Source organism: Acidovorax sp. 100, from assembly GCF_003688355.1.
Taxonomy (GTDB): domain Bacteria; phylum Pseudomonadota; class Gammaproteobacteria; order Burkholderiales; family Burkholderiaceae_C; genus Acidovorax; species Acidovorax delafieldii.
In genome coordinates this window covers 4,203,394-4,219,617 of the sequence record NZ_REFD01000001.1, presented here as the reverse complement: position 1 = coordinate 4,219,617, position 16,224 = coordinate 4,203,394, and the positions used below count along the sequence as shown (strand labels likewise).

Annotated in this window: 14 protein-coding genes; 11 read left to right on the top strand and 3 right to left on the bottom strand. The window is 63.6% G+C overall.

Annotation, left to right across the window (positions count from 1 at the left end; genetic code table 11):
- Positions 1 to 58: 58 nt before the first annotated feature.
- Both C8C96_RS19335 and C8C96_RS24890 read left to right on the top strand, forming a co-directional pair.
- Complete coding sequence (locus C8C96_RS19335; protein ID WP_121943330.1) at positions 59 to 457, top strand: hypothetical protein; 399 nt, start codon at positions 59 to 61, stop codon at positions 455 to 457.
- 100 nt (positions 458 to 557) lie between these two features.
- A complete protein-coding gene (locus C8C96_RS24890; RefSeq protein WP_158605774.1) occupies positions 558 to 704 on the top strand; it encodes a hypothetical protein in 147 nt (48 codons plus the stop codon).
- Between the two features lie 130 nt (positions 705 to 834).
- Here C8C96_RS24890 and C8C96_RS19330 read toward each other — a convergent pair whose 3' ends face one another.
- Entirely contained in the window at positions 835 to 5,151 is a 4,317-nt protein-coding gene (locus C8C96_RS19330) for an ATP-binding protein (RefSeq protein WP_147455692.1), read from the bottom strand.
- A 593-nt stretch (positions 5,152 to 5,744) separates the two neighbouring features.
- Here C8C96_RS19330 and C8C96_RS19325 point away from each other — a divergent pair.
- The 8 genes from C8C96_RS19325 (at position 5,745) to maiA (ending at position 12,859) form a co-directional block, all read left to right on the top strand.
- Positions 5,745 to 7,070, top strand: coding sequence for an aromatic ring-hydroxylating dioxygenase subunit alpha (locus C8C96_RS19325; protein WP_121943328.1), 1,326 nt, complete (start codon positions 5,745 to 5,747; stop codon positions 7,068 to 7,070).
- 2 nt (positions 7,071 to 7,072) lie between these two features.
- Positions 7,073 to 7,546: an aromatic-ring-hydroxylating dioxygenase subunit beta gene (locus tag C8C96_RS19320; RefSeq protein ID WP_055398708.1), complete on the top strand. Its 474-nt coding sequence runs from the start codon at positions 7,073 to 7,075 to the stop codon at positions 7,544 to 7,546.
- Positions 7,547 to 7,555: 9 nt separating this feature from the next.
- Positions 7,556 to 7,879: a non-heme iron oxygenase ferredoxin subunit gene (locus C8C96_RS19315; RefSeq protein WP_121943327.1), complete on the top strand. Its 324-nt coding sequence runs from the start codon at positions 7,556 to 7,558 to the stop codon at positions 7,877 to 7,879.
- 18 nt (positions 7,880 to 7,897) lie between these two features.
- Entirely contained in the window at positions 7,898 to 9,175 is a 1,278-nt protein-coding gene (locus C8C96_RS19310) for an NAD(P)/FAD-dependent oxidoreductase (protein WP_121943326.1), read from the top strand.
- 98 nt (positions 9,176 to 9,273) lie between these two features.
- Complete coding sequence (locus C8C96_RS19305) at positions 9,274 to 9,978, top strand: fumarylacetoacetate hydrolase family protein (protein WP_121943325.1); 705 nt, start codon at positions 9,274 to 9,276, stop codon at positions 9,976 to 9,978.
- A gap of 30 nt (positions 9,979 to 10,008) precedes the next feature.
- A complete protein-coding gene (locus C8C96_RS19300) occupies positions 10,009 to 11,133 on the top strand; it encodes a cupin domain-containing protein (protein ID WP_121943324.1) in 1,125 nt (374 codons plus the stop codon).
- Between the two features lie 54 nt (positions 11,134 to 11,187).
- The gene (locus C8C96_RS19295) at positions 11,188 to 12,189 is read left to right on the top strand and encodes a tripartite tricarboxylate transporter substrate binding protein (RefSeq protein WP_121943323.1); all 1,002 of its coding nucleotides are present in this window, start codon (positions 11,188 to 11,190) and stop codon (positions 12,187 to 12,189) included.
- A 31-nt stretch (positions 12,190 to 12,220) separates the two neighbouring features.
- The gene (gene maiA / locus C8C96_RS19290) at positions 12,221 to 12,859 is read left to right on the top strand and encodes a maleylacetoacetate isomerase (RefSeq protein WP_121943322.1); all 639 of its coding nucleotides are present in this window, start codon (positions 12,221 to 12,223) and stop codon (positions 12,857 to 12,859) included.
- A gap of 178 nt (positions 12,860 to 13,037) precedes the next feature.
- Here the strand turns inward: maiA and C8C96_RS19285 are convergent, their stop codons facing one another.
- Complete coding sequence (locus tag C8C96_RS19285) at positions 13,038 to 14,024, bottom strand: 2Fe-2S iron-sulfur cluster-binding protein (protein WP_121943321.1); 987 nt, start codon at positions 14,022 to 14,024, stop codon at positions 13,038 to 13,040.
- Positions 14,025 to 14,133: 109 nt separating this feature from the next.
- Between C8C96_RS19285 and C8C96_RS19280 the strand changes: the two genes are divergently transcribed.
- Entirely contained in the window at positions 14,134 to 15,063 is a 930-nt protein-coding gene (locus C8C96_RS19280) for a LysR family transcriptional regulator (protein ID WP_056061881.1), read from the top strand.
- Between the two features lie 185 nt (positions 15,064 to 15,248).
- On the opposite strand, the gene C8C96_RS19275 is transcribed toward C8C96_RS19280, so the two are convergent.
- Positions 15,249 to 16,070 (bottom strand): pyruvate, water dikinase regulatory protein, encoded by an 822-nt coding sequence (locus tag C8C96_RS19275; RefSeq protein WP_056061884.1) that lies wholly within the window; start codon positions 16,068 to 16,070, stop codon positions 15,249 to 15,251.
- Between the last annotated feature and the right edge of the window lie 154 nt (positions 16,071 to 16,224).

Here is a 16,224-nt window from a genome sequence, read left to right as displayed (position 1 = left end):
GTACTTGTTCTCTTTATCTGTTCGTTTGCTTTTTCATTCACCCTTTGAAAGGACTCTCATGAAAACCACCCGCCAACTTTTCGCCGCCCTGGCCCTCGCCGCTGTGGCCACCACCGCCGTCCATGCCGCTGGCGACCACGGCGCAGGCCACGACCACAAGCCCCAACACGGCGGCATCGTGGCCGAAGCCAACGACATGGACTACGAACTCGTCGCCAAGCCCGACACCATCACCCTGCACCTGCGCGACCACGGCAAACCCGCCAGGACCGAGGGCGTGAGCGCCAAGCTCACCCTGCTCAACGGCACCGAGAAATCCGAGGCCATGCTTGTACCGGCCGGCGAGGGCAGGCTTGAAACCAAAGGCATCTTCAAGGTCGCAGCAGGCACCAAGGTGGTGGCGCTGGTGACGCTGCCGGGCAAGAAGGCGGCGAATGTGCGGTTTGCGGTGAAGTAAGCCGCTGCCGTAGAGAGAAAGAAAGCGTTGTGCGCCACGCGCCGCTGCGTTGGCTTTTGCTGGCGTGGCGGTGTGTGGCCTGTCACAGTTGCTGTGCGCCATGAGCACCGGCGAGGTGGTGCGTGCATGGTTTCAGTGGTGCGGTGTGCTGAAAATTGAAGAAAATTGGGCTCTACCGCCTGTCTATCAAGCGCTAAAAGCTATCAAATTTGTAGTGAATCGGTTGGTGCTGGGCGCAAGGAGCTGAGCTTCTGTTGGTGGGAAAAGAAAGATTTTTGGGGCTGAGTGTCTTTCGGTTTAGGCTGGGACCGGTGGTTCCTCCTCGTCGCGTAGGCGGCAGTTCCCGATACTTGACCGACATTGAATAGCCTGATCGGTCATCGCGCAGTGCCCGCCGCCTGCTTTTCGGTTGAAAGTCGCGGAACAAGATCAAGGACGCGAGCGAGAATCCGCGCCTCCCCGCCCAGTCGTCGTTGCGCCTCATCCGCTTTCTTCTGAAGCAGTGCCTGCAGGCCAATGCGATCGATACGCTCACCAGTGTCGGGGTGCTGCCAATGCCTTCCCGGGTTCGACACCGAGACAAGCAGGCAGCCCGTACGCGCGTCCCGATGGGCCATGTACTTCTTGACCAACTGCTCGTCGATGGTGTCGCACAGCTCTCGCGCGGATCGCCCCTTCTCACCGATCTTCAGCTCAATAGTTGCTTGGTACCCTGATACAGACCGAAGACGGATGTCGGTCTCCTTGCCTTCAGCGGTTACGGCCTCCTGGTCAACGGTGTAGGCTTCCCGCGACGCAACTTCCAGTTCTCGTGCAATCAACGGCCGTAGCGTGTTCTCGTCGTCGATAGACGCCCAGCCGGCACGTGGTCCCGTGTCCTTGAGCAACAGCTCCTGAAGGTCGTCCAGCCGATCGACCAACAACTGCGCCATATCGGTCGCAGTCTTGGGCGAAAGCTCTTTGCGGGACAAAAGTGTGACCACTTCCGTCGGTGTCCAGGCGCTGGAGTCGATCTCTGCCGCAAGGCGCTCATGAGCCAACGCCGCGATGCGATCCCGCAAGCGCTCGAAGAGCGGATCGGCAGCGAGCGCGAGCTTTGCACTGAGAGCCTCCTGTCCACTCGTCTTCATCAGTGCATCGAAGATGTACCGACGCCCGTTCTCGGCAAAGTCTCGATACCCGGGTGAATAGACGGTGTCGTGGACGAGGTCGTCTTCCGACCTCACGTGCCGATGAAATTCAAGAGTCAGCCGGAGCAAGTGGTCAGGCGCCAGCTTGGAGACCCAATCGGTCATCCCCGGGTCAGTCCGCTCACTGAACAGTGAACCGATGATACGAACGGCTGCCCCATTAGGCTCCACAGGAAGTGTTGCCAGAACGGCAAGCATGCTCTCCACACCGCGCAGCGGCGCTAGCGAGAACAACACAGGCAGCCAGAACAACAAGTACGGATCGGTGCCGGCAGCCTGCACCTGCGACGCGGCCAGTCTCTCCAAAGGTCTTGTGATCTCAGGGCCGGCGTGCACCAGCAGCACGCGCACAACTTGGGACAGCTTCTGTTCGTTCGAAGGCGAATGCGGAAGCTGCACCAACGCCGAGCCCGACCATGCGAGCCAACCAACGAGACAAGGCAGAAGCGGCTGCGCTACTTCTTGCGTGCTGTTCCGCAGGGACTGCAGAACCATCGAGTGCCAGCCCGAATCGCCGCCCGCGTCGAGCAGCTCATCGAGCAGCTCGGTGCCAACGACGCTTTCCACCTCAGTGGGGTGCGCCTTTGCAAGGCTGCCAAGCCAGCTTGGCAGGCCGTTCAGCTCCAGCAAGGCATAGCGAGAAGCGAGTTCAGCTTCACTACGTTCCAACTTGGTCGCCCAGAGGGGATCCTCCGCTTCAGCATAGATGCCCATGAGACCGATCGACCACACAACGAGATAGGTGTTCTCCTCTCCAAAACGACGCTCGCATCGGACCGTTGGGCACAGGCTACGCCAATAGGCCATCAATGCGCGCCTCAGTCTGTCGGCGATGTCGCTTCCGAACTGGGAGGTCAGGAACGCACGATCCCATCGCCCCTCGTCGCCGTTGTGGCCCAGCTTGCGCAAGACCAGCCAGAGGTTCCAGATCGTGCTGTCCCTGCGCCCAGGCCCTAGCGCCAGCGCGGGCTGCTCAGCCAGTTCTCGCCTAATCTGAGCCCATGCTTCTCTTTCATCTGCGCGCTTCTTTGCCTGGCGCTTTTCCCGCTTTCGCTGCTCCTCCTGCATCTTCAGGAATTGGGCGCTCGGCTCGCTCGACGCGGCGATCGCTTTTAACTCTTCTGTCAGCGCTGTCGAGTCAGCCACGGCAATACGAAGAGAGCCCTCGCTCTCCTTGAGGCGCCCCTCAATCGCATGGAGGTGTGCGGCCAAGTGCAGAAGAACTGCTCGACGCTCCGGCGGCATCTGCACATCAGCAAGCGCTGCCTGTACCCACGGGTAGTCTCGCTCCAACGTGTAGTTCAGTGCCCCTTCGTAGACGATGCGAACCAGTCGGAGCCTGGCACTGCGATCGCCGCCAAGCGATTCCACGCAGGCCAGATCTACCTCGAAGACCCGCGGTCGCCAACCGTCAGCCAGCGAGTCCAGCAGCGCACTCAGCTCTGTTTTGCCCTTCCCCAGGCCGGAGGAGGCGTCGATCGACCGCCTTGCAAGAACCGAAGCCTCAATCAGTGTCTGGCTGGTGCTTCCAAGTTCAAGCAGCCGGAGACACAGCGAGCGCAGGATGCTCGATATTTCCAGCCGCCCATCGGCGTCTTGAAACTCATCCCCGACCGCCGACAGCCACTCTCGCGTGAGCCGAAGCACATCAGGCAACAAGGCGTCAAGGCGGGCTTGGCTGATGTCGGCCTTTTGGATTACCCGGGCGACACTATCAGCGTAGCCCCCACGGTTCCTTTTTTCGCTGCGAACCCTCGTCAAGAGCTGAACCAGTTGGGCCTCGGTGACATGCTCCGGATACAGCATAGTCCCGACCCAACGCGCAAGTCGTTCGGACCACCCTGGCGCTAACGTGACGATCGCATCGATCATCGGTGCAAGGCGGTAATCGCCCAGGGCTGCAAGAGCGAGCAATGCCTCGAACCGCTCGCGATCGCTGCAGGTTGCGTCCGCTGCGACGCTTGCAACCAGGTCAGCGCAGCCCTGCATGCGGCCAGCACTCACAAGCCGGAGCAGCAGCTCCCGAACTTCGGGCGCTTCGACACCGGCGGCCCAAGCAGATTGCACTGTGTCGGCGAGGCCGAGTTGCGCCAGCCGTGCCACCTGCAGATTCGGTACGTCAAGGCCGCGCCACAGCCCTTTGCCGTATCGCACCAGGAAACCGAGCAACGCGCGCTCGCGCTGGAGATCCGTGAGCGACTCCGGGTCGCCCTGGATCAACAAGGCGTCCGGCTCGATCTTGACCACACGTTCGAACATGTCGGGTCGAAGCAGGGCAAGCCATGCCACCACTGGCCTCATCGACGGCCTGAGGATCGTCTCGTTCGAGCCCGTGAGCCCAAACAACATGCGGCCTGCGGCGGCCTGGGTCAGCAAGCCAGCCTCGATCAGGTCATGAATCTGACGGGCCGCGAGAAACTCCATTACTGACCGATGGTGGAACCGGACCCTGCCGTATCCGCCTTCCACAAAAATCGGGCGCTCCAAGAGCGTCAACACCTCTTTGGGGCCCCAGTCCGTCAGCAGCTCACGCGGATCGATCGGTGCAGCGCCTGATGCGTCGCCATCCGATCCAGCGCTGTACTGGATGGTCAGGCGTCGGCTCAGGATGACCGCGAGCGCGAGCCGCTGTGCACCTATCAGCGCCTTCGCTGGCGGAAGCTCTGCCCTCTCTCGCCGATCAGGGCGCGCTGAGAGTCGGGCGCGCACATGGGACTGGATCTGCTCGAAGTGCGCACGAAGCACCCCGTGCTCTCGCCAGTCGTCGCAAAGCTCAATCAGATCCTGTGGCTTGCGAGCGAACTCTCTTGCGTGCTTTGCGTCGATGGCTGCCAGCAGTGCCTCAGGGTCCTCAACACCTCGGGATCGCGCGAACTCAATGATCTGGGGGCCGGTCAGCGGCAACAGCTCGACCTCTCGGCTGACGGGCGGGCCTTCGTCCTTGGTCTTGCTGGGGCCATCCATGGCGATGCGAATGAATTCATCTTGCGAATCTTCATGCCGCACTTGCGTGGGCACGGGCAGGATGTCCCTGAACGCCTGGCGATCGATCGGCACTGGGCGAGCGGTGACGACTACAGTGGCTCGTCCCATTGCCCCCCGAATGTCGTTTGCAAATCGACGCAGCGCGTCCTTGAACGAACGATGAACGAGTTGAAGTTCGTCGATCGAGTCGAGGAAGAAGTAGGCAAGTTGCGATGAGGACGCCAACCAGTTGGTGAAACGTTCGTGCTCATCCCCGAAAAGGGTGGCTACGACGCCGGCGGATTCAACGCGTTCAAGAGACAAGAAGAAGGCTGGCTCGCCGCGAGCGAAGAGCTCCCTCGCCTTTGACTCGCACTCATAGGTCTTCCCTGCGCCAGCCTCCGATATGATGAGAATGCGTTGGGACTTCAGCAACTCGTCCCAGCTGATACCGGATTCGTCGAAGCGCTCGCCCCAGGACAGTTCGAATGCATCGTCGTTGCTTGAGGTCGCTCTCAGGGCCTTGAAAGTGCGATTCATCTTGGTTGATGGCTTATTAGTCAACGCTTGTTCGATGTAGAACTGTAATGTCTCCGCTAGTTTGGCTTCGGGGGGCGCTGAACCCAACCGATCCGGCGTCTCAGAGGCACCGAGCTGCTGTATAGCTGGCATTGGTTTGGCGGAGGCGAACGGCCACAGCACCTGCAAAGCCGACGTTAAGTCGCCCCTGCAGATCTGAAATGCTCTCTTATGCCCCAGCCACCTATCGGCTGAGCATTGCCCCCTGCGCCCCCCCCCGCCACGCAGGCTGTCCGCCCGGTCCAGACTCATCGGTAGAAGCTCCCGGCTGATTGCCCCAGTACCCGCTCCCGTTTGTCCCGCTCACGCAACCGGCATGCAACGTGGCCTTGCGCGCCTTGCACCGCCACATGGCCCTGCAATCTCCCGCGCCGCCGTCAAAGTCATATTCACACCAGTGATGTGAAACATCACCAGCGTTCCATTGACTGATATTGCTGCAGCGCGAATGATCGCTCCCCAGGCGCTGGATGCATCTGCACCGGCCCCGAAAGACAGATGGATTGATGGATCGACTGATTGATTGGCGATGACAAAAAACAAAGGAGACGCCCATGCATGAATGCCCCGTGACCGTGTTCCCGCAGCAGATCCGCTGGGAGACGGACGGCACCAGCCGCATTCCCTTTCAGGCCTATACCGATGAGGCGCTGTACCGCAAGGAGCTGGACCGTTTGTTCTACAACGGGCACTGGTGCTATGTCGGCCTGGAGGCGGAGATTCCCAATGCAGGGGATTTCAAGCGCACGGTGATCGGCGAGCGTTCGGTGCTGCTGGTGCGTGACAAGGATGCTTCGATCCATGTGGTGGAAAACGTCTGCGCCCACCGTGGCATGGCGTTTTGCCGCGAGCGGCATGGCAACCGCGAGAGCCTGACCTGCCCGTACCACCAGTGGAACTACACCCTTTCCGGTGACTTGCAGGGTGTGCCGTTTCGGCGTGGCGTGAAGCAGGATGGCAAGGTCAATGGCGGTATGCCTGCGGACTTCAACCCGGCAGAGCATGGGTTGACCAAGCTCAAGGTGGCTACCCGTGGCGGCGTGGTGTTTGCGTCGTTTGACCACAGCGTGGAGCCGCTGGAGGAGTTTTTGGGCCCCACCATCCTGGGTTACTTTGACCGGCTGTTCAATGGCCGCAAGCTCACCATCCTGGGCTACAACCGCCAGCGCATTCCGGGCAACTGGAAGCTGATGCAAGAGAACATCAAGGACCCGTACCACCCCGGCCTGCTGCACACCTGGTTCGTTACCTTTGGGCTCTGGCGTGCGGACAACAAGTCGCAGCTGCTGATGGATGCGCAGCACCGCCATGCGGCCATGGTGTCCACACGTGGCGCGGCGGGCAAGGCGGCGGATGTGACGCAGGTGTCCAGCTTCAAGGCGGGCATGGAGCTGAACGACCCGCGCTTTTTGGACATTGCGCAGGAGGACTGGTGGGCGGGGCCACCCCTGGCTGCCAGCAGTGGTGATGCTGCGGCGCCCAACGCACCGGCATCTGTGCCCACGGCGGTGATGATGACCGTGTTCCCCAGCGTGATTTTTCAGCAGCAGGTCAACAGCGTGTCCACGCGCCACATCCAGCCCGATGGCAAGGGCGCTTTTGATTTTGTGTGGACGCATTTCGGCTTTGAGGACGACAGCGAAGCAATGACGCAGCGCCGCCTGCGCCAGGCCAATCTGTTCGGCCCGGCGGGCTTTGTGTCGGCCGACGATGGCGAGGTGATCGAGTGGTCGCAAGAAGGCTTTGAGACCAAGCCCGCGCACCGCACGCTGGCCGAGCTGGGCGGGCGCGATGTGGGCGACACGGACCACATGGTGACCGAGACGCTGATCCGGGGCATGTACGAATACTGGCGCAAGGTGATGGAGGCGGAGGCATGACCATGGACTTCCAGACCTACTTTGAACTGAACCAGCTCTACGCCCGCTACGCCCGCGCACTCGACGCGGCGGACTGGGAGGCGTGGCCAGAGTTTTTCATCGAGAACTGCGTTTACAAGCTGCAGCCGCGCGAGAACCACGAGCGCGGGTTTCCGCTGGCCACGCTGGCGTTTGACAGCAAGGGCATGCTGAAGGACCGCGTTTACGGCATCCGCGAGACGCTGTTCCACGACCCCTACTACCAGCGCCATGTGGTGGGTGCGCCGCTGGTGCACAAGGTGGATGCGGATGGTCGCATCCACTGCGAGGCCAACTATGCGGTGCTGCGCACGCGCTTGTCGAAGGAATCGACGGTGTTCAACGTGGGGCGCACGCTGGATGAGGTGGTGCCCACGCCCGAGGGCCTGAAATTCGCATCGCGCCTCGTCGTTTACGACAGCGAGATGATCCCCAACTCGCTGATCTACCCCATCTGAGGAGCCGCCATGACGACGATGACGACAAACTGGATTGACGCCGCAGCGCGGGACGATGTGCCAGAGGATGACGTGATGGGCCTGGCCGTGGCCGGGCGCGACATTGCGCTGTATGGCGTGGGCGGCGAGGTGTTTGCCACCGACAACATCTGCACCCACGGCCATGCGCGCCTGTGCGATGGGTTTCTGGAGGGGCACGAGATCGAATGCCCTTTGCACCAGGGCAAGTTTGATGTGCGCAACGGCAAACCCACCTGCGCGCCCGTCACCGAGCCGCTGCGCAGCTACCCCGTGAAGATCGAGGGCGGCCGCGTGTGGCTGGCCCTGGACTGAACCTCTCGAGGAGCCCCCATGACTGCCGAACGACCTGAGGTCGAGGCCGCCGCATTGCCGCATGAAGGCGTAAACGCCCACTCGGCCCACACCATCGTGATCGTCGGTGCGGGCCAGGCGGGCGGCTGGGCGGCGCAAACGCTGCGCAGCGAAGGCTTTGCGGGCCGTGTGGTGCTGATCGGTGATGAAGCCCATCCGCCGCACGAGCGGCCACCGTTGTCAAAGGCGGTGCTATCGGGCGCAGCCGCGCCGGAGAGCACGCGCCTCATGAAGCCCGAGGCCTTTGACGCCCTGGCGGTGCAATGGCGGCCCGGCGTGCAGGTGCACCGCATTGACCGCGCTGCCAAGCAGGTGCTGTTGTCGGATGGCACAGCGCAGCCCTACGACAAGCTCATCCTGTGCACCGGCGGGCGCGCCCGGAGGCTTGCCGTGCCGGGGGCAGACCAGGTGCCGCTGCACACGCTGCGCACCATTGAAGATGCGCAGGCGCTGGCCCCGGCCCTTCGGCCTGGCCGCAGCGTGGTGGTGGTGGGCGGCGGCTGGATCGGCCTGGAGGTGGCGGCCACCGCACGCCAGCAGGGCGCGGAAGTGGTGGTGGTGGAGACGCAAAGCCGCTTGTGTGAACGCACCGTGCCCGCTGAGGTGTCGGCGTATCTGCTGGCGCTGCACCGCGCCCAGGGCGTGCGCGTGCTGCTGGGCGCGGGTGTGCGGGGCTTTGCCCGCGCTGCAGATAGCCGTTCGGAAGTCTTGCTGGCCGATGGCAGCGCGCTGGCGTGCGACACCATCGTGCTGGGGGTTGGCCTGGTGCCCAACGACGAGCTGGCGCGCGCGGCGGGCCTGGCTTGCGAAGGTGGCGTGCTGGTCGGTGCCCAATGCCGCACGTCCGACCCCGACATCCTGGCCGCAGGCGATGTGGCCGTGGCACCCAACCCCTGGGCGGGCCGCAGCCTGCGGCTTGAATCGTGGCAGAACGCGCAGGAGCAGGGCATGGCCGCTGCGCGCTCGGCCCTGGGCCAGGCCGTGGACTACCAGCCGCTGCCGTGGTTCTGGTCCGACCAGTACGGCATGAACCTGCAGATCTACGGCATGCCCACGCCTGCGCACCGCGTGGTGCAGCGCGGCGATGCGGCCAGCGGCAGCTTTGTGCTGTTCTACCTGGCAGGCGATGTGGTGCAAGCAGCCATCGGCGCCAACGCGGCGCGTGATTTGCGGTTTGCCCGCCGCTTGATCGAGCAGCGCAAGCCGGTCGATACAGAGCGGCTTGCCGACCCGGCCACACCCATGTCCAAACTTTGATCCAGCGCTGGCGGTGCACGGTTGGCGCTCTGGCGCCATCAGTGGTCACAGCCAACGCTTGCCCCTCCTGACACCTCCCTTTGAAGAAAGAAACTGCGATGACCACCACCTACCTCTGGACCCCGCCCCCCGTCTATTCGCTGCCCGTGCGGGGCCGTAGCGAGCGCCTGCCCATCCACCGCCTGTTCTTTGTGGGCCGCAACTACCACGCGCATGCGGTCGAGATGGGGCGCCCGGTAGACAAGTCGGTGGAAGTGCCGTTCTACTTCACCAAGGCCCCGTCCACGCTGGTCGAGTCGGGCGCCACCGTGGCCTACCCACCCGGCACCCACAACTACCACCACGAAATGGAACTGGTGCTGGCCATTGGTGCGCCCGGTTTTCGCGTGAGCGAGGCCGATGCGCCCCGCCTTGTCTATGGCTATGCCTGTGGCCTGGACATGACGCGCCGCGACCTGCAGCTGGTGGCGCGGGATAAGGGCCGGCCTTGGGACCTGGGCAAGGATGTGGAGCAGTCCTCGGTGGTTTCGGAGATCGTGCCCATGCCGCAGGTGGTGCTGGGCCAGGGCGACCTGGAGCTGTCGGTCAACGGCGCTGTGCGCCAGAAGTCCGATCTGTCCAAGCTGATCTGGAACATCCCCGAGCTGATTGCCGACCTGTCCAAGTTCTACCACCTGCAGCCGGGTGACCTGATCTTCACCGGCACGCCCGAGGGCGTAGGCCCGGTACTGGCAGGCGACCGCATCGACGGCCACATTGAGGGCGTGGGCAGCATCGTGCTCCACGTTGGCCCGGCGGAATAAGAAAAAACCACATCCAGGAGACAAGCCACCATGACCATTGACCTCACGCCTTCCCCCGTGCGGCTGCATGCCGTTGCGGGCAAAGGCCAACCCGAGCCGACGCCCGAGCTGGAGCAGCTGTACCGGGGCTTTGAGCAAGAGCTGCTGGTGCCGCTGTGGACGCAGATTGGCGACCTGATGCCCTGCCAGCCCCAATCCAAGGCTGTGCCGCACCTGTGGCGCTGGGATCGCTTGAAGGCCCTGGCCGCACAGGCGGGCGCTATCGTGCCCGTGGGCCGTGGCGGCGAGCGCCGTGCGATTGCGCTGGCCAACCCGGCGCTGGGCGGGCGCCCCTTTGCCACGCCCACGCTGTGGGCCGCCATTCAGTACCTGATGCCTGGCGAAGACGCCCCCGAGCACCGGCACACGCAGCACGCGTTTCGCTTTGTGGTGGAAGGCGAGGGCGTGTGGACCGTGGTGAATGGCGATGCCGTGCGCATGTCGCGGGGCGACTTTCTGCCCCAGGCCGGCTGGAACTGGCATGCCCACCACAACGCTGCCACCGAGCCCATGGCCTGGATCGACGGCTTGGACATTCCGTTCTCGTACTACACCGAGAGCCAGTTCTTCGAAGTGGGACGCGAGAAGCTCCCGCCCGCCGAGCGCACCACCGCCGAGCGTTCCTATTCCGAAAGGCTGTGGGGCCACCCGGGCCTGCGCCCGGTGTCGATGGTGCAGGCGCAGCCCGCCACGCCCCTGCTGGCCTACCGCTGGGTGGACACCGACCGTGCGCTGGCCGATCAGCTGGCGCTGGAAGACGAAGGCCAGGCGGGCACGCTGAGCCCCGGGCACGCGGCGGTGCGCTTTACCAACCCCACCACCGGCGCCGATGTGTTGCCCACCATGCGGACCGAAATGCACCGCGTGCGCGCGGGCGGTGCAACGCGGGTGCACCGCGAGGTGGGCTCGTCCGTGTTCCAGGTGTTTGACGGCAGCGGCACCGTCACGGTGGGTGAACGCACCTGGCAGGTGGCGCGGGGCGACTTGTTTGTGGTGCCGTCGTGGCAGCCGTTCTCGGCCCAGGCATCGGCCGCTGGCGCGCTGGACCTGTTCCGCTTCAGCGACGCGCCGATTTTTGAGGCGCTGCACAGCCACCGTGTGCAAGTCACTGTTTGATCCATCACTCACCAAGCCGGATTCGGCTTTCATAAAACCAAGGAGACACCCCCCATGCTGACCGCCATTCGTTCACAGATTTTTAAACCCGCTCTGGCGCTTTGCGCGCTGGCCCTTGTGGCCGCCGCGAGCGTGCCCAACGCCGTGGCGCAGACCTTTCCTGCCAAGCCCGTCCGCTCCGTCGCGCCGTATTCGCCCGGCAGTGGCCCCGATGCGGTGATGCGCATCCTCAGCGAGCGCCTGTCGCGCAATTGGGGGCAGCAACTCGTCATTGACAACAAGCCGGGTGCCAACGGTTTCATCGCCATCGGCGATGCCAAGCGCGCTGCGCCAGATGGCTACACGCTGCTGCAGGTGGACAACACGCACATGGCCCTGCAGCCGCATGTGTTCAAGCAACTGCCCTATGACCCGACCAAAGATTTCGAGCCCGTCGCTCCGGTGTATTTCACGAACTTCTTTGTGGTGGTGGCGGCCAACTCGCCCTGGAAGGATGTGGGCGATTTGATCAAGGCGGCCAAGGCGGCGCCGGGCGACATCACCTACGGCTCCTGGGGCATTGGCAGCGTGGCCCATGTGGGCGCGGCGAGTCTGGAGGCAGCAACGGGCACAAAGATGATGCATGTGCCTTACAAGGACATGGGCAGCGTCTACACCTCGGTGGCCACGGGTGACATCAAGTGGGCGTTTGGAACGGCGGCGACGGCCGGGCCGATGTTCCAGGCCAAAAAGGTAAAGTTTCTGGCCCTGGCTGCGCCCCAGCGTCTGGCGGGCTTCACCGACATTCCGACCATGGGCGAAGCGGGCGGCCCGGCCGGGTTTGAAGTGAAGACCTGGGTGGGCCTGTTCGCGCCTGCTGGCACGCCGAAGGCCGCCATCGAGAAGATCAATGCCGACGTGGGCAAGGTGCTGGCCACTTCAGAGGTCAAGGAGCGCCTGGCGACCTTCGGGTTTGAGCCTTACATTGGCCCGCCCGCTGAACTCACCAAGGCCATCGAACGCGATTCGCGCACGTTCGGTGAAGTCGTCAAGCGCGCCAAGATTGCCCTGGACTGACCTGACACAGGGACTGAAACAGAGACTGAGCATGAAACTCTATTCCTTCTTCCGCAGCGGAACCTCCCACCGCTTGCGCATCGCGCTCAACCTCAAGGGGCTGGTCTACGAGCAGATTGCGGTCGACTTGCGGCGTGAGGAACATTTTGGCGATGCCTTCAAGGCCATCAACCCGCAGCAGTTCGTGCCCGTGCTGGAGGCCGATGAGCGCCTGATGATCCAGTCGCCCGCCATCATCGAGTGGCTCGAAGAGCGCTATCCCACACCACCGCTGCTGCCCGGCGATGCAGGCGATCGCGCCCAGGTGCGCGCCCTGGCCGCCATCGTGGGCTGCGACATCCACCCCATCAACAACCGCCGCATTTTGGAGGCGCTGCGCCACCGCTTTGGTGCGGACGAGGCTGCCGTGAACGACTGGTGCGGCACCTGGATCAGCGCGGGCTTTGACGCCATCGAGGCGCTGCTGGCCAGGGACCCGCAGCGCGGTGATTTCTGCTTTGGCAGCACCCCCACGCTGGCCGATGTGTACCTGGTTCCGCAGGTGGAGAGCGCGCGCCGCTTCAAGGTGGACGTGTCGCGCTGGCCGCTGGTGCAGGCGGTGGACGCGGCCTGCGCGCAAGTGGATGCGTTCCGCAAGGCGGCGCCCAGCGCGCAGCCGGATGCGGGCTGAGCCTGCCGAAGCCCCTCGCGGCGCTTCGACCGCGCTGAGTGAGCGGTTCAAGTGGATTCAGAAGACTCCAAAAACCTCATTCCGTTTCCAAATCATTCGTGTCTAGGCGCGAAGCCGCAGACAGTGCTGTAGCACGGCAAGGCGAAGCAACAACGACACGGATGATTTGGAGACGGAATCAGTCGCCCTGCATGTAAAAAGCCTCGGCATGGAGGTGAGCCGCCTCCAGGCCTTTGCCCAGCGCCAGCAGTGTGGTGGTTTCCACCATCGGCGGCGAGCCGCACAGATACGCCTGCCAGCCTTGCAGGCTCGCGTGGTCCTGCTCGATGGCCTGGGTCACCAGCCCGCGCCGCTGTGTGGCAGGGTCGGCACCCGAGGCCACCACCACATGCACCTGCAGGGCAGGGTGCACGCTGCGCAGATGGTCCAGCCATGCCAGGCCATACAGCTCGCGCGGCGAGCGCAGGCCGAAGTACAGGTGAATGGGGTTGCGCATGCCCGCAGCCACTGCGCCGCGCACCACAGACAGCACCGACGCCAGCCCGGTGCCCCCAGCCACGCACAGCATGGGCCCCGTGTGCTGTTGGCGCAGATACGCCGCACCCAGCGGCCCGCTGACCTTGACCTTGTCCCCCACCTTCAGCTGCCCGGCGATGTAGCCGCTGACCCGGCCCTGGGGCATGAGTTGCACATGAAACTCCAGCAGCGGTTCGCCCGGCAGGTTTGCCATGGAGTAGGGGCGCACATGCGTCGGCGTGAACCCCAACTGCACGTACTGGCCTGGTGAAAACGCAATCGGTTTTGCCACCTTGAGCAGCAGGCGCCGGATGTCTGCCGCCAGTGGCTCGATGGCCACCACGGTGGCCTTGGCCACGCGCGCACGGTGCACCACGGCCTCTTCCGGGGCGGGCACTTCGATGGTGCAGGGCTCGGTCACATAGGTCTGGCAAGCCAGCACGGCACCGTCCACGCCGTCCAGCGGACGCTGCTGCTCGCGCCCGCCATCGAGCACCTCACCAGACAGCACCCGGCAGCGGCAGATGCCGCAGCGGCCCGACAGGCATGAATACGACATCGGAACCTGCGCCGCGCGCAGGGCGTCGAGCAGGTTCACGCCGGGCTCGGCGCGGATCACGCGGTTAAGCGGCTGAACGAGGATGTCCATGGCGGGCTGCGTTCGATTTCATCCAGCCCATTGTGCCCACGAAAGCGCCAGCGAATCACTGGCTGCAATACCATCGCCACTTCATATCACCCAAGCTGATGGAGTGGCGATGGAGCTATCGGATATCGACCTGAACCTGCTGGTGCTGTTTCAGCAACTCATGGTCGAACGGCGCGTGTCCAAGGTGGCCGACAACCTGGGGCTGACGCAGCCTGCGGTCAGCAACGCGCTGGCCAAGCTGCGGCGCATTTTTGGCGACGAGCTTTTCCTGCGCACCTCGGGCGGCATGGTGCCCACGCCTTTTGCCGAACAACTGGGCGAGTCCGTGGGGTATGCGCTGGGCATGATCCACAGCGGGCTGAACCAGCGCACACAGTTCACGCCCGCAACGCTCAAGCGCACCATCACCATCGGCATGACGGACATTGGCGAGATCGTCTTCCTGCCCGCGCTGCTGGAGCGCCTGGGGCGGGAGGCGCCGGGCGTCACGCTGAACACCGTGCGCAACAACGCCGCCCATCTGCGCGAAGACATGGAGGCTGGCAAGGTGGACCTGGCCATCGGCCTGCTGCCGCAGCTGAAAGCCGGGTTCTTCCAGCGGCGCTTGTTCCGCCAGCGTTATGTGTGCCTGTTCCGCAAGGGCCATGCGCTGGACCGGCCCAAGCTGCTGTTGTCGGACTACAAAGCGGCAGAGCACCTAGTGATCGTGTCGGCGGGCACGGGGCACGGCAAGGTGGATGAATTGATCCAGAAGGCCGGCATCGACCGCCTGGTGCGGCTGAGCGTGCCGCACTTTGTGAGCGTGGGCCACATCCTCCAAAGCACGGCGCTGGTGGCGACGGTGCCCGAGCGGCTGGCGCTCAAGCTGGTCGAACCCTTTGGCTTGGTGCTGCGAACGCACCCCGTCAAACTGCCTGACGCGCCCATCAGCGTGTTCTGGCACGCCAAGGTGCACCGCGAACCCGTCAATCAGTGGCTGCGCGGTATGGTGTTTGAGCTGTTTGGGGGCGACGGTACCGTTGGCGGTGGGTTACCGTGATCTGTGGGTTGAGCCAGCGGCGCACGCCAGGTTGCGCCGTTGGCTCTCATAGAGATTGCTATGTTATTTATAGCTTGTTTTTCTTTTAAGTAAAGCGGTAGCCCCGGTTTTTATTCAACATTCTGATCGCCACTCCGAGGGGTTGGTGGTTGTCGGTTGGTGGCAGCGTTGTCACCCAACGCTGTTCAATACACCAGCCGCTCCGGCCGCACCTCCTGCAGGATGGTCGTCGCAATCTCTTCAATCGATTTGGTAGTGGTGGACAGCCACCGGATGCCCGCGCGGCGCATCATGGCTTCGGCCTCGGCCACTTCGGCGCGGCAGTTTTCGATGCTGGCGTATTTGGAGTTGGGGCGACGCTCGGCGCGGATCTCGGCCAGGCGGTCGGGGCTGATGGTCAGGCCAAAGATCTTGCTGCGAAACGGCACCAGGGCCGGGGGGAGCTGGCGGCGCTCGAAATCCTCGGGGATCAGGGGGTAGTTGGCGGCTTTCAGGCCACATTGCATGGCCAGGTACAGGCTGGTAGGGGTTTTGCCGCTGCGGCTCACGCCCACCAGGATCACATCGGCCCCCGCCAGGTCGCGGTTGCTCTGGCCGTCGTCATGGGCCAGGCTGAAGTTGATGGCTTCAATGCGGTCCGTGTACTCCTTGCTGCGGCTCACGTCGCTGAAGCGCCCCACGCGGTGGTGCGACTTGATGCCCAGCTCTTCCTCCAGCGGGTGCACAAAGGTGCCGAACATGTCCAGCAGCATGCCCTTGCAGCCCTCCTGGATGACCTTGAGCACGTCCATGTTGACCAGCGTGGTGAAAACGATGGGCTTTTTACCCTCGACCTCTGCAGTGTGGTTGATCTGCCGCACCGCCTGGTGCGCCTTGTCCACGGTGTCGATGAAGGGCAGGCGCACATGGCGCGGCTTCATCTCGAACTGGGCCAGGATGGCGTTGCCGAAGGTTTCGGCGGTGATGCCGGTGCCGTCAGAGACAAAAAATACGGTGCGCGAGTGCATGGAGCCCCTTTTTTTGGATGCGGCTTGCGCCAGCCGGGTGGACACCACAAAGAAGTGGCAATTCCCCGTTTTGCGTCAGTCGCGTGAAAGCGTCAGCCCGTTGCCAGATGCGCGGGCCTACAATTGTCACAATTATCCAATTCTCACCATGCAC